The 12562-nt window shown below is 61.6% G+C and carries 23 protein-coding genes and 1 tRNA gene; 1 reads left to right on the forward strand and 23 read right to left on the reverse strand.

Annotated elements, in window-relative coordinates; genetic code table 11:
- Window positions 1–12: 12 nt before the first annotated feature.
- From QX126_RS16360 to QX126_RS16390, 7 genes are all read right to left on the reverse strand, one after another.
- Window positions 13–1554 carry a hypothetical protein gene (locus tag QX126_RS16360; RefSeq protein WP_315782255.1) on the reverse strand — a complete coding sequence of 514 codons (1542 nt, stop codon included), beginning with the start codon at window positions 1552–1554 and terminating at the stop codon, window positions 13–15.
- Window positions 1555–1978: 424 nt separating this feature from the next.
- A complete protein-coding gene (locus tag QX126_RS16365; protein ID WP_315782256.1) occupies window positions 1979–2509 on the reverse strand; it encodes a hypothetical protein in 531 nt (176 codons plus the stop codon).
- A gap of 149 nt (window positions 2510–2658) precedes the next feature.
- Entirely contained in the window at window positions 2659–2952 is a 294-nt protein-coding gene (locus tag QX126_RS16370) for a hypothetical protein (RefSeq protein WP_315768505.1), read from the reverse strand.
- On the reverse strand, window positions 2949–3323 hold the full coding sequence (locus QX126_RS16375; protein WP_315768503.1) for a hypothetical protein: 375 nt from the start codon (window positions 3321–3323) through the stop codon (window positions 2949–2951). The genes QX126_RS16370 and QX126_RS16375 overlap by 4 nt, the downstream gene beginning before the upstream one ends.
- Before the next feature lie 74 nt (window positions 3324–3397).
- A complete protein-coding gene (locus QX126_RS16380) occupies window positions 3398–4153 on the reverse strand; it encodes a hypothetical protein (protein ID WP_315782257.1) in 756 nt (251 codons plus the stop codon).
- Window positions 4154–4240: 87 nt separating this feature from the next.
- A complete protein-coding gene (locus QX126_RS16385) occupies window positions 4241–4633 on the reverse strand; it encodes a hypothetical protein (RefSeq protein ID WP_315782259.1) in 393 nt (130 codons plus the stop codon).
- Window positions 4626–4961, reverse strand: coding sequence for a hypothetical protein (locus tag QX126_RS16390; RefSeq protein ID WP_315740056.1), 336 nt, complete (start codon window positions 4959–4961; stop codon window positions 4626–4628). Before QX126_RS16390 ends, QX126_RS16385 begins: the two co-directional genes overlap by 8 nt.
- Before the next feature lie 3 nt (window positions 4962–4964).
- Between QX126_RS16390 and QX126_RS16395 the strand changes: the two genes are divergently transcribed.
- Complete coding sequence (locus tag QX126_RS16395) at window positions 4965–5624, forward strand: hypothetical protein (RefSeq protein WP_315782261.1); 660 nt, start codon at window positions 4965–4967, stop codon at window positions 5622–5624.
- Here the strand turns inward: QX126_RS16395 and QX126_RS16400 are convergent.
- The 16 genes from QX126_RS16400 to QX126_RS16475 all read right to left on the reverse strand — a co-directional run bounded on the left by QX126_RS16400 (window position 5608) and on the right by QX126_RS16475 (window position 12562).
- Window positions 5608–6039 (reverse strand): hypothetical protein, encoded by a 432-nt coding sequence (locus QX126_RS16400; protein WP_315782263.1) that lies wholly within the window; start codon window positions 6037–6039, stop codon window positions 5608–5610. The genes QX126_RS16395 and QX126_RS16400 overlap by 17 nt on opposite strands.
- The gene (locus QX126_RS16405; RefSeq protein ID WP_315782265.1) at window positions 6039–6254 is read right to left on the reverse strand and encodes a hypothetical protein; all 216 of its coding nucleotides are present in this window, start codon (window positions 6252–6254) and stop codon (window positions 6039–6041) included. Before QX126_RS16405 ends, QX126_RS16400 begins: the two co-directional genes overlap by 1 nt.
- Entirely contained in the window at window positions 6239–7594 is a 1356-nt protein-coding gene (locus QX126_RS16410) for an RtcB family protein (protein WP_315782267.1), read from the reverse strand. Before QX126_RS16410 ends, QX126_RS16405 begins: the two co-directional genes overlap by 16 nt.
- A 12-nt stretch (window positions 7595–7606) precedes the next feature.
- The gene (locus QX126_RS16415) at window positions 7607–8149 is read right to left on the reverse strand and encodes an HD domain-containing protein (protein WP_315782268.1); all 543 of its coding nucleotides are present in this window, start codon (window positions 8147–8149) and stop codon (window positions 7607–7609) included.
- Window positions 8149–8346, reverse strand: coding sequence for a hypothetical protein (locus QX126_RS16420; RefSeq protein ID WP_315740063.1), 198 nt, complete (start codon window positions 8344–8346; stop codon window positions 8149–8151). Before QX126_RS16420 ends, QX126_RS16415 begins: the two co-directional genes overlap by 1 nt.
- A 106-nt stretch (window positions 8347–8452) precedes the next feature.
- Window positions 8453–8767, reverse strand: coding sequence for a hypothetical protein (locus tag QX126_RS16425; RefSeq protein WP_315782271.1), 315 nt, complete (start codon window positions 8765–8767; stop codon window positions 8453–8455).
- Window positions 8768–9011: 244 nt separating this feature from the next.
- A tRNA-Glu gene (locus QX126_RS16430) sits at window positions 9012–9086 on the reverse strand.
- A 229-nt stretch (window positions 9087–9315) separates the two neighbouring features.
- Window positions 9316–9924, reverse strand: a complete 609-nt coding sequence (locus QX126_RS16435) for a hypothetical protein (protein WP_315782273.1) — start codon at window positions 9922–9924, stop codon at window positions 9316–9318.
- 212 nt (window positions 9925–10136) lie between these two features.
- A complete protein-coding gene (locus QX126_RS16440; protein WP_315782274.1) occupies window positions 10137–10388 on the reverse strand; it encodes a hypothetical protein in 252 nt (83 codons plus the stop codon).
- Window positions 10375–10704 carry a hypothetical protein gene (locus QX126_RS16445; protein ID WP_315782276.1) on the reverse strand — a complete coding sequence of 110 codons (330 nt, stop codon included), beginning with the start codon at window positions 10702–10704 and terminating at the stop codon, window positions 10375–10377. The genes QX126_RS16440 and QX126_RS16445 overlap by 14 nt, the downstream gene beginning before the upstream one ends.
- Window positions 10701–10985: a hypothetical protein gene (locus QX126_RS16450; RefSeq protein WP_315782278.1), complete on the reverse strand. Its 285-nt coding sequence runs from the start codon at window positions 10983–10985 to the stop codon at window positions 10701–10703. Before QX126_RS16450 ends, QX126_RS16445 begins: the two co-directional genes overlap by 4 nt.
- Entirely contained in the window at window positions 10985–11587 is a 603-nt protein-coding gene (locus tag QX126_RS16455; RefSeq protein WP_315782281.1) for a DUF7007 domain-containing protein, read from the reverse strand. Before QX126_RS16455 ends, QX126_RS16450 begins: the two co-directional genes overlap by 1 nt.
- Window positions 11584–11799 carry a hypothetical protein gene (locus QX126_RS16460; protein WP_315782283.1) on the reverse strand — a complete coding sequence of 72 codons (216 nt, stop codon included), beginning with the start codon at window positions 11797–11799 and terminating at the stop codon, window positions 11584–11586. The genes QX126_RS16455 and QX126_RS16460 overlap by 4 nt, the downstream gene beginning before the upstream one ends.
- The gene (locus tag QX126_RS16465; protein WP_315782285.1) at window positions 11792–12055 is read right to left on the reverse strand and encodes a hypothetical protein; all 264 of its coding nucleotides are present in this window, start codon (window positions 12053–12055) and stop codon (window positions 11792–11794) included. The genes QX126_RS16460 and QX126_RS16465 overlap by 8 nt, the downstream gene beginning before the upstream one ends.
- Window positions 12052–12231: a hypothetical protein gene (locus QX126_RS16470; RefSeq protein ID WP_315782286.1), complete on the reverse strand. Its 180-nt coding sequence runs from the start codon at window positions 12229–12231 to the stop codon at window positions 12052–12054. Before QX126_RS16470 ends, QX126_RS16465 begins: the two co-directional genes overlap by 4 nt.
- 4 nt (window positions 12232–12235) lie before the next feature.
- Entirely contained in the window at window positions 12236–12562 is a 327-nt protein-coding gene (locus tag QX126_RS16475) for a hypothetical protein (protein WP_315782287.1), read from the reverse strand.

The raw sequence follows: 12562 nt of genomic DNA on the forward strand, positions 1-12562 counted from the left end.
GCTTTCTTGTGATTAGGCGACGCGGCGACGGATCACGCGACCGTCGATGGTTGTCGTCGTGACGTATTCGACGTCTCGTGCTGGGGTCGGGTCGAAGCGACCTTCGATCATCTCGCGCATGGTGATTTCACCGAGCGGGATCGGCATCCGGCTGAGTGATATGGAGACGTCGGCAGAGATCGGGTCGTCGACCCAGACCCTGTCGAAAGTCCGTCCGCGAAGCGGCCTGAGACCGTAATCGGCGTCTCGGAGCGACCTCTCATTCGCCCATCGCAGCCAGTGACGAGAGACCATCTTGCCTTTGTGCTCGACGAGATCGGACTTCTTGCAGGGCTTGCCAGTCGCCTCGCAGATCGCACCGTTCTCATCGAACCACTTCTTGGAAACCCAGCAGTCGCCGACACGACCGACGTTCGGGAGAACGACCTTGTATTGGTCCTCATCGGGCCAATATTCATGCGTTTCCGAGCACTGGAAGGCGTATCGCTCGCAGCCGGACACCGACCACTGCTGGTCGACGCCATTGACCTGCCTGAAAGACCGCTTGCTGTAGTAGTTGCGCATCTTCGGGCACCAACGCTGGATTTCCGCGTAGCCGTTGGTACCGCCGCTCTTGACGATGTCGGGATGCTGCTCGGCGCTGGGTGGCGGCTCCTTATCCGCGGTGATCCAGTGATCGCCGGCATCGACGCAGATATTGAGGTCGTCGAAGTAGGGCATCACGACGTAGTTCTTGTCGTTGTTCAGGAAGACCTTCATCATCCTGGCGCCGACGAAGGTGGGACCGTTCTCGTCGGCGGAGTGGCCCTCGCGCGGCGTCTCGAAGCCTTCGGCTTCCAACGCGGCCTCCAAACGCTGCACGTCGCCGTAGCAGCGGCCATAGACCTTGTTCTTGGGCCAGCAGACCGCACGGGACTGGATGCGGCCACGGCTGTTCACCGTGTAGGCGACAGCTAGGTCGCCGGCTCCATACACCGAGACCGGACGTACCGGAGTCGAGAACTTGTGGTCGCCGTCCATGCACGAAGAGGGGCCATCCGCGTAGACGCGGACGATCTCGTCGGGATCGAACGCGAAGAAGACCTCCCCGCTGGGGTCGATCGACGAGATCAGCTTGCGGCGCTGGTCGTCAGGGATTTTGTGATCATCCGTGTCGTAGTACCTGCTGATGTACCGACCAGGGGTGACCGAGGTGAACTTGTCTAGGATTGCATCCTCTTCGGTTGCGACGAAGGTGATCATGGAGGGGGCGCCCACCAGCTGGATGTGGGCGAAGTGGTCCGAAATCGGAGGAAGATCCCATTTTGCCGGCAGTGCCTTGAGAATGCCGCGCTCGATGCCATCAGCGAGGCGCTTGCGATGGCGTTCGCGCCAATCTCCAGCCTGGCTCATGCGCCGAGGCTGCACACGGACGCCAAGGTAGTCGCCGACGCGCTTGGCCTCCTTGGCGGCTTCACTCCCCTTCTCGTAGGGACCGTATTCCGGCAGCGGCACATCGGTGCAGACGCCGGGCTGGTTCGGATCCGGCTCAAGCCGGACGAGGTAGAAGGACATGCATTTCTCCGGTGTGCATGCGAATTGCATTCAAGCAAACGAGCTGACACACGTCTGCCGGCGAGGAGTCCTCTCCCGTTCGCGTTTTGCATTCAAGCAAACAAAAGAGCAAGCGAAAAGTTTGGGCGCTTGAGCGCCTCTTGTGGTCTATCCCTTGATCGGTAGCGAATAGTGGTCACGGGCAACGTCTCCTGGGTGCGGGATTTGGAGTTGTCGTTGTCCGATCCGGTCTGTCCCGTGAACGAAAAAGGCGGACCCGCCGACCGAGACCGCCTGTCCTGTTGTGACGCATACTCTGTTCTTTCTACTCTTCTCCGCCCGTCCTAGAAGAGTTCTCACTGTTGCTTATGTCCCTTCGTTACCGCGCTTTTCAGTCACCGGCCGCCCCAAGATCGCGGCCGGCTTGCGTCCATTGTTCCCTCCTCTATTCGTCTTTCCAGTTGATGACCAATTCACCGCCGAAGAAGTCGACGGCCTTGGCGATGTGCTTCATCACCGGGAGTCGGCGCCTGGCCTTCGACCCCAGGCAATGACTCGAGAAATACGCCCCTGTCTTTAGCTCGCGATCGAGGTCTCGGACTGCGATGCCATCCTCCTCGCAGCGACGCCGGATCGCATCAACGAGCGCGTTGCCGGTCGTCGCATACTTCGAAACCTCGCTCTTGAACCTGATGCCGAGGGTTTCGGCTCGCGTGCGGACTGATCCTTCACCGCGCCCCATCAACCGCGACACCTCGATCGCGCCCTTGGTCTTCGCGTGCTCGATCAGCTGCCGATCGTCGGATGGGTACCAGTTCTTGTACTCGCGAATGGCGGCGAGCCCGAGATCGTCTCGCTTTCGTTTGATCGCCTGTTCCGATCTGCCGGGGAGCTTCTTCTTCAGCTCTTTGACTGGCATCTGCGGATTGTCGCGCAGGATTTGTTGCTCGCGATCAGACCAGTATTTCAGCTTCATAGCAGTCTCCGCGGCGAACGAAGCGCCTCACGGCCCGACGTTCACGTCCTCGTTTGCTCTTCGAGAATGGTTCGGGATGGCGCTTCCAGGTGTGCTCTTCGAGCAGGAAGCGGAACGCAGCTCCAATGGCGCGCTGCGCCGGATCGCCCTTATCGCAGGGGTGCCGCCATCGGCGACCACGCAGAAACATCGCGATGCTCCTTCAATCGACAGACGAGCTGGGTTTCATCCTTCCCGTATTTGCCGGTCGCGATTTGCTGATGCAGCTCCAGCGGCTTTGGGCATCCGATCTGCCAGTTGCCGCATTGCTCGCACGTGCCACCGCGTCCGCACGGGTATTGAGCTGTGACCTGGGTGCATGTCAGGCGCGGCTTGGGGATGTCGTTGTCGCCGTCGTCGCAGCCGGCGAGCAGCAGAGCTGCCATGAGGATGGCACGCTTCATGCCGCCACCTTGTTTTCGTGCCGGTAGAACTGCGGCTTCGGCGCCTCGTACCAGAACATGACGCGAGGCGGTTCCTCGAAGGCGACCACGACGGTCGGATCGGAGTCCGTGTAGCGCCGGGCTGCCTTGCGCAGCGTTCGGCCGCTCTCACGTGCGGTGTCGACGATCAGCAGCTTGAAGCCTGCCGGACAGCGGGCTCCGTACGGAATATACGGGATGTGCAGGATATGCGAGGCATAGACGGCGGCGACAGCGCCGGATCGCCCGGGGCCGGTGACGGCATTCACCTGGGAAAGATCGGTGCTCGACAGCACCTCGCGAAGGCGAGCGGCGAAGGTCGGCTCATCGATGACGCGGACTGGCTCTTTCATGCTACGGCCTTGTTGTTGATGGTCGAAGAAAATGGGTGGGGTGCCCGCCCTCCGTAGAGAGCGGGCAGGTCGCATCACCAGTTGCGGCTGATGTTCTTGTTCAGCGCCCAGTAGGGGTTCTCGCCATCCGCCTGGATGTAGAGCTGCTTGTGTGCCGGGTAGTGGCGGGTCTTGAGGATGGTGCAGGTGCGCGAACCGCGGTTCTTGCGATACGCACGCACCTTGTCGCCGGTCTTCAGCGTCATGCCGGCGACGTACTTCGGACCGGCATCGACTGCCTCGCCCTCGTCCTCCTCGTCGTCATCGGACGTGGCGGCGACCTGGACCGGCGGGATCTCCTGCTTGAGGGCAGGGATCGTGACCGGCAGGACTGCGAAGACATCGCTTTCGTTGCGTGCCACGTCGAACGCCGCCTGCTCGGTGTCATACAGCTCGGCGCCGAGCGAGAATTCGCGACGGTCCTTGAAGATGATCACGAACTTGAGCTGCTCGACCGCGGGGCCGACGTTCTCGACGCTCAGGTCGCCGTTGAGGCTGTTGCCATCGGTGTCGAACTGAGTGACAACCTCCTCGCTGCCGTCGTTCGAGACGACGACCACCGGATAGTTGTTGCCGGCCAGGACGGCCAGGACGCGGGCGTTGCTGTGTCGATCGTCGTCGTCGTTGGAGTCGAACACCTCGAACGGCTTGTTGAAGTCGACGACACCGACCGGATAATTTGTCTCCGGAGCAGTTGCCGGCGACGTCGTGGTGACGACGGCGGTTTCGTTCACGAGCGCAGAAGCGGACTCGGAAACGTCGAAGGTGGCCTCGCCCATGGTGGGGTCCATTCAGTCTCTCCTTGGTGGTGGTTGGTGCGTGCCGTGCATTCCCACCCCCGTCAGAGGGCGGCGCGCTTTGCTCAACGGGGGTGTTGGTTAGGAGCAGCTGTAGTGGCTGCACTGATACAGTCGGCCGTGGTTGTCCCTCAGGATTCCGTTTTCAGGATGCTCGGAGAAGGCCTCGACATCGTAGTCGCGGATCTCGACCGACATGCCGAGAATCATCTGCGCCACATGTGCGTTTCCGCCGAGCACGATTACGACCACGTCAGGGCCGACGTTGACGATGTCCCACATGGACTGCTCTTCACCGCCGCGGTAACACTTCGGATACCGGCCGTCCTCCTCACGGAAGGCGAGCCGCTCGACGCCATCGCAATCAACAGCAAACAACAGTGGTCCGCAGCCCGGGCCATTCCAGAAGCCACGGCCGATGAACCGGGCAGGGCGCCCCTCCCGGGTCTGCATGGGCTTACTGAAGTCAAGCATCTTCGACCTCGAAGGACTGATCGATACCGCAGGCCTGCGGCCAATTCGGCTCGCCCGTGGACAGGAAATTGTCGATCGCCGCCAGGGCCGCGCCGGGCGTGATGTAGTCGTAGGTCATGCCGTTGAGGTCATCGAGCGGCGGATAGAACAGGAACTGAAGGCGATAGCTGCGATCGTCCTTGACGTATCGGGCTCCGCTCTTGCTCTCGGTGGCGCCATCTCGCTTCATGACAGCCCACATCCAGCCGCCGATGCAGGCGGTCGTCCCGCACTCGCGTTTGTCGAACAGGCACTCCATGTTGAAGCCGTTCTGCTGGCCGAAATTCATCTCGTGGTCGTGGTGGAAAGCGCCGTTGGCGAACAGCTCACGGACTTCGAGCAACGCCTTGTGTTCCGCTGGCATGATCTGAAGGGCGTCAGCGGAAAGCACTGGTCTTCTATCGGTCATCTATCCCTCCTGAGTGGGTGCGATCTGGGTAATTTGCATTTGCGCGCGACGCAAGCAAAATTTGCATTCAAGCGCATCTGCCCCCATACTGGTGGGATGGGGAAATCTGAAATCGTAAACGGCCTGCCCTGGTTCTCGACGAAGCAGGAGCGCGAGATCTTCACGAAGCTGGGCTTCTGCTCCGTTTATGCAGTGGGGCCTGATGGCGGCCGGCCGCTGCGGATCGGCGTCTCAGGGAACCTGCAGAGCAGCCTGAAGACCATGCAGCTCGGCTGCTGGAAAGAGCTGCAGGTCCACCACATCATCTGGGTCGACGGCGAGCTGCTCGCGAACCGGATCGCAGGTGACGTCTGTGCCGTGTTCGACAAGGGCAATCGCCGCCTCGCCGGCAGCTGGTTCGATGTCACGGCGGAGTTCGCCGTGCAGGCCATGCGTCTCTCCACGGACAAGTCCCGGATCAGGTTCCTGTCGCATGGCGAGATGCTGGAGCAAGTTCGGTCGGTGCGGAAGCGGAAGATCGAGGAAGCTATCGCTCGGGCTTGACCGGCGCGCAAGCCTCGAACGGCCAGCCGTTGTCTTTCTGACCGCAGGCTTCGCCGGTCCAGGGCTGTCCGCACGCCACGCAAACCTGCTCGGTTTCGCCCTTACAGTCCTCGATCGCAACTTCCCTTGCACGCCGGAGCAGGAACTCCAGCGCGCCCTCGCCGTCGTCTGTCCAGCCCAGAGACCTTGCGGTCTCCAGGACGTGCGCTCCGGTACGCTGTTCTCGGTGCCTCTGCTCTTGCCGAGCAGCGTGACGCGCCTTCACGGCATCGATCTGCGCTTGTGCCTGTATCAATGAGGCGTTGCGCCGATCATCCATGGCCGCCTTGAACCATCGCCCCTTGCCGCTGTAGCTGACCCAGCACGCAGGATCGAGCGTGTAGGCCAGCTGCTTGACGTCGTGATCGAATGGCATCACAGAACCTGCTTCAGGTCGTCCGTGATGGACAGGATGCGGTTGTAGTCGTCGCCGTTCGGTGGCTTGGAGTCATCACCGCGCGGTGGCGTGCCATTTAGGCGCTGGTCGTACTGGTCGACCTCAAGGGTGACGTTCTTGGCGACCTGCTCAATCCGCATCAGCTGCCTGATGCGGAAGAGCGCGCGGATGGTGTTGATCACTGTTTTCGCCATGGTGCATCTACCTCCCAATCGCCGGCCATGATCGAGCCGTACGGAATGATCTCGTCGGCGACCCGGCCGATGCCGTACTTGCTGATCTGAGCCCGGACAGACGCTGCGTTCTTGTAGGCCTCCGGCAGTTCGGACAGGTCCGGCTTGCCGCAGTAGAAGCGAGCGTCGATGCCCTTCGGCATCTCGGGCTGGTTCTCACGCAGGAAGGCCTTTCGGCCCAGGTTGCGACCGGCGCCGTGTGGGGCGAAGCCGAGCGCATCCTTATTGTTGGCGTGCTCCAGGATCAGGATGGGCTCGGCCATGTTGAGCGGCACCAGCGTGCGCCCATCATCGTCGGCCGAGAAGCCTGACCAGTTCGGCGTTGCGCCTTTGCCGTGGTAAAAGAGCCCATCCGTCTTCTGAAAGACGAAGTTATGCTCGTTCCAGAAGCGATCGACGACAGGGTTGCCCAGCTCCTGCTTGACCATGTCGTGGATGGCGAAGTGATTATTCTTCGTCCACTCGCGGATCAGCTGAAGGGCCGCCCAATAGGACTCTCCATCCTTGCTCGATGCCTTGATCCAGGAATTGTGCGGAGGCACCTTCGGAGCGTGGATCGCAGTGTGCCTCTTCGCGACCGCCATACCTCGCTTATAGAGCTGGGCACCGAAGCCGCGGGAGCCGTGGTGTGTCACCAGCGCCGGTTGTCCAGTCGACTTGAGGTGGCCGACGTAGGCGAAGTGGTTGCCGTCGCCCTGAGTTGCGAAGTGGCGGACTGCAAAATCCTCGAGCCCGGCCAGGAAGGGGTTGCTGGACATCTTGTCGATGCCGGTCAGCACGTTATGGCTGGCCATGTTAATGGCGGTCTTCTGACGCCCTCCGGGGCCGAAGTGGGTCAGACCCATGACCGCGTCGAGGATGCGCTTCGGATCGTCATTGCGCTTGAACACGGTGATCGCTACCGAGCAGCAGATGTCGGACGAGTGGAACCCCGGGTGAATCGCATCCTCGCATGCGACCACGCCGCCGACCGGGATAGTGCCGGGCTGCGCGCCGGACGGGCAGGCATCAGGCATAACAGCGCCGGCCTTGATTGTCGGCACCCGCATCAAGGCGTCCATATGCTGGGAGACGGCCTCGATGTTTGCCCGCTCCAGATCGTTCTCGGCATCGATCATCATCGAGAACGGCAGTGAGTTGGTTCGCATCAAGGTCTCGATCGGTTGCATTATCTGCAGTCGCTCGAAGATCAGATCATCTGAGATGCCGTTGTCGCGCATCGCATTGGCTTCGTGCAGCGCCTCCTTGAACCAGCGCCCCGGCTTGAAGCCCCATGCGATCAGGGTGTTTCCGTTGATCATGTCTGAACCCACCTATGCTGCGATCTGCAGCTCGAACTTTGCCTTCTCGACCTCATCGAACGCCGCGCGCCACAGCGGGTAGCAGAAGTTCCTGGCGTTCACGAGGACCGGCACCAGAGCTGACTTCTCCGGGATGTAGACCTCGCGAGCGAACCGGTGATCGTGTTCGGCGATGTCGCGGGTGTTGCTGATGGTGTCGGCGCACTTGATCATTTGGCCGAAGGCCGAGGCTCCGGCCAGGTATTGTCGATCGAGCCGCTTGCGCATCGGGCGCTTGCCATGCTCGGGACGGCTCACGTCCGTCACTTCCAGCACCAGTTCGGCGATCGTGGTGTCGAACTCCGCAACCAGCTGCTCGTATGTGGTCGTGGTGTCTTCGAGCGTGTCATGTAGCCAGCCGGCGGCGACGACCTGTGGGTTCTGCGAATGGCGCAAAAGGATCCCGGCCACCTCTTCCAGATGGTGCCAGTACGGCACGCCGGTATACTTGCGGAGCTGCGCGCCGTGGGCGTGCTTGGCGAAGTCTCTGGCTTTGTGGATCCAGTGCAGGTCCATCAGGCGACTCTCTCATTGTCGTTGTTGGCGGGGTGAATGGCGGCCAGGTCCAGCGCCGGAACGCTGACGCTCAGGTCCATCGGCTCGGTCCAGCTGAGGTTCTGGAAGTCGCGATGCACATGGTTCTTCCGGAAGCGACAGATGGTGAATGTGCCGAAGGGCAGGCGGTACTCCGGACCGGTTACGAAGGCGAACATAAGCTTCTCCTGCTCTGAATTTGCATCGCAATTCGTGCAAACGCAACACAAAACAAACGCAACCCGGGAGGAGATTGCTCCCCTCCCGAAATTCACGTTCAGCTGATCAGCGCGCCGATGCGCTGAAGATGTACCAGGTCGACGGATCGCTCTCGACGACGGTGCTCTTGGCGTAGGCCTTCTTCGAGAAGTTGTGCGACGGTCGGGTGTCGATCGAACCGGCGCCGATGCTCGGCCAGGTCTTGACGTCGCTCTCGACGATCGTGGACGGCGCCGTGTATTCGAGATGCAGGTTGCCGGTGCCGACCTGGCCGGTCGTCGAGTTGTAGACCGTATAGTCGCCGGCAGCGGCCGGGGACGACATCACGGACAGTGCAGCGAGCATGGTGGCAGCGGCAAGCAAGGCGAACTTCTTGATCATGTAGCAGACTCCTTGTGATGAAACCGGAGGTTGTCCGGCAGAGCAACGCATGTCGCTCCGTGCTGCGCTCCGTGATGAAGCGCAGGGCGGAAGGTCAGCGATGTCGGGGTGGATCGCAGGGATTGCATCGGGCGAGGGGCGACGTCCCCACGCACGCTTGTTGGCTACCGAGCCCAATTGGACTCGCCTGATCTTCGACGATCAGATTCGACCCTCGGCCGATGCAATCGCTTGCTAAGCGTCCTGGCGCTCCCGGAAGGAATCGAACCTTCCTTTCCGCCTTGAGAGGGCGGTGTCCTTGCCGATAGACGACAGGAGCCTGCTCAGGTCAGAAGCGGGAGACGAACGTCAGAGCACGAACGAGGGACGATCAACGAGGAACAAACCACAAGCAACGAGCGCTCATGAACCGGACGATTGACGAAGCTCCACACGATGGGGAGCGGGTTCAGCCGGGTAACGAGGAGCGTTGCGACCTCGGGGTGAGGGCGTTTGCCATGATGATTTTTCGATCGGTGTGCCTTCAGTAAGTCTCCCGCCCACTTGCGTCAGATGAGGCCTGTCTGCCGGACCAGGTTGGCATCACCTTCTGCGAGTTCCAGATGCACCGCGGCGTTCAGCCCGGCGCGGTTGTCTTCGATCGCTTCGAGCGACCGCTTGGCTTCGATGTAGCCCGCGGCGGCCTTGTCCCGCAGCTCGGGCAACACCACCGACACATTCACAGCGCGGTTCGCTCCATAGCCGCGCTCGGGGCTCTGCATGGCGCTGAGGCTGTAGGCCAGCTCGGCCTTCAGCTGCTCCTCTGCCGGAGTCACGCCAGCGGATGCCAGCTTCTTCAGGATCGCCATGACGCGGTTGTGGTGCGCCGCCTGGGCGAGGGCAGCCTCGACGCCCTGCTCGACGTTGGCCTTGGCGATTGCCTGTCGCAGGTTGGCCAGCACCAGGGAGAGAGCCATGTATTCGTCGATGCGCTGCGTCAGCGCCCGGACCCCGGGTCCGATGACCATTGCCGCCGGCTCATCGACGTTCTGCTGGATCAGCAGCGACACGCTGACGCTGGTCGGCAGCTCGATCTTGGAGAGCATCGCCTCCAGCTCCTTGCGGAGCTTCAGCGCTCTCTTCAGTGAGATTTTCATTTTGTTCTCCGTTTGCAGCAAGTTTGCATTCAAGCAAAGCAAAAGTCAAGCGTTATGGCGCAACGCCGTTTGTCTCGCACTGCGCAAGAACCCAGTCCCAATAGCCGAGTCTCGTGTCACAGTTCTCTACCTCAACCCGCCATGTTGCAGGAATGTAGGTGTGGTGCTCGCCCCAGACCCCGCCGTACCTGTCAGCGAGCTTTCGCGCTTCTTCGCTCATGAAGCTTCTTCGCTCATGAAACATCTCCGGCTTCTGCGATGGCACGCGCCGTTGCCTCGTTTTCAATCCTGGCATAGTGGTCATTGATCCGCATCAGCGCCAGGTCGAGCTGGTCCCGCAGGGTGCGGACCTCGTTCGTGCTGAGCACGCCGCAGAACTTGGTTGCGCCCATCGGTCCATAGATCGAAACGATGATACGGTCGTTCTGCTCGGTGTCGTAGCGCCAGCCGGAGCTGGTGCCGGAAACATGCTCACGCACCCCCATCTTCTTCCTCTTCTTCTTCCTCGTTCTCGGTGTAGAACTCGGCCGGAGCCTGATCGGGAAGGCTTCGCAGCAGCCTGATCAGCGTGCCGGCCTCTTCGGCTTCGCCTTCGCGCTCGTTATCGGCATCGCTATCCCGCTTCTGCTCCAGGGCTGCGATGATGTGAACGAGGTTGTCGCGCAGCAGCTTCTCGATGCCCTGCAGTCGGTCCACTTCGTTGATGGCCGCCGTCGCCTGCAGTTCGCAGTCATCGGTGTCCAGCGAAACGTTAAGCGCCCGGTTGAGGTCGTCCATGTAGTCAGGCGGGGTGTAGCTCACAGCTCGCTCCGTTCGCTGATGGTTGCACCAAAGGAATGGACGTCGCTCCAGCCGACAGCAGCCGATGACGCACCAGCCGGCATAATCGGAACTTCGAACACGCGGATCTTCTCCGACAGACCGAGCACGGTGTGTCCGTCCATGTCATTGAACTCACGCCACAGCTTGACAGCTTCGCTCGCGTCCGCGGCCCAGACGAACAGGTCGCGGATGATAGGGCCATTTTCGTCCCATTGGCATTGGTCGTTGGTCGGCGCGACTAGATAGAGCATGCGTTCCATCACAGACCCTCCGGCTTGCTGATCTCGGTGTCGCGAGCCAGATCGATGACGAAGCCCCAACCCGTCCGCTTCGAATAGAGTCCAGCATCGACCAGGAACCACTTCTCGGCCTTGTCCGACGAACGGCGAGCGATGACGCCGACCTTTCCTACCGGAACCCATGACGCCCACTCGCCCCAGGCTGCAGCGACGACGAAGTTGCCCTCGTTGTCGAGCGCGAACTGCCTCTCGTCCTTGATGCGAGATTGACCAGGCAGCAGCGGAACGCCGGTGAAATGCTCGTATGCGTCCGGATGCCAATGGCGGAACGTCTCCATGGCGATCTCGAACTCGGTTCGGTCCGGCTTGCCTTCGGTCTTGATGACGCGCTGCAAGCCGATCGGATGCACGACAGCGGCCAGCGCCCATTCGCAATCCTCCTCGTACCAGCCGCCCTCGCGCCGCATGTATTTCGGCACCGCGGCGTTGCGCTCGCGGGACAGCTTGATGCCGCCGTGGCCGGCGGTAGAGATCTGCCAGATGCCAGGCGCCAACTCCTTCTTGTGCTGGATGGCGCCCCACGGCGACGTCTTCGGGCAGGGGCAGCGGTCATACGCGCTCATGACAACCTCTCGTCGGCGGATTCCTGGCCATGGGCCAGCTCCCGCTTGCTGGTGCGGCGGAATGCGCGGTGCATCTTCGCATTGTCACGAGAACGCGCTTTCTTCGATCGCCGGCTGTTGTAGGTTTCTGACGGATAGAGGTCGTGACCTGGGCAGCAGCCGTAGTCACGACGATGCCGGCCATACGGACGGCGATGGCGCTGCTTAGCCACGGTGCGCCTCGTTCCACCGCTCGCTCGCGGCATACTGGTCGTAGAAGGGCTTGAGGGAGGGAGCGATGCTCATCTCCACCATCTCGACTGCGCCGCAGCACCAGCTGTCATTCGGATAGCAGCGGATGCAGGACAGCTTGCCGGTGTCCTGCTCGTTCTTGAGGACGCCATCGAGAAGATGGATATCCTCGGCGATGCCGCAGAAGCTGCAGTGGCAGCGATCGGCGGGATCATGCTTGAACTTGCGTGCCATCATGCGGCCTCTCGCTTACTGGCCAGCTCCAGCTGGTCCTCGGATCGGCCCCAGCGCTTGTTCTCGGCGCAGCGGACGATGTAGCCAGCCTCGCAATAGCCGGTGATCTGGCCGACGAACGACTCCTTCGATCCGACCGCGACCGATCGGACCCAATCGTTGATCTGGAACTTGGACATGGCTTCACCAAACGATTTTGCCTACGAGCCGGATTGCGAGCGAGCGGGACTCCTGGATCCACTCCTCGCTCCATGGCACGCGGCCTGTGATCACGACGTCCTCGACGCGGCGGATGATCCCGCACACGCCGGACGCGCTGACGTATTCGGCCTCGTCGCGCAGGCAAAACACGAGTTTGCAGTTGTCAGGCCCAACGTCCTGGGCCATGCCGTGCTGGCGCTTCGCCCGCTTGAGCCATGAGCTGACGCGGAAGCCGCGTCTGAACGGAGGATCGCCATCCTCGAACGTTTCCCCGATATCGGGGACGCGGCGGATCAGTGCTGTGCCCAT

The sequence above is a fragment of the Bradyrhizobium sp. SZCCHNPS1003 genome (assembly GCF_032381555.1).
Taxonomy (GTDB): Bacteria; Pseudomonadota; Alphaproteobacteria; order Rhizobiales; family Xanthobacteraceae; genus Bradyrhizobium.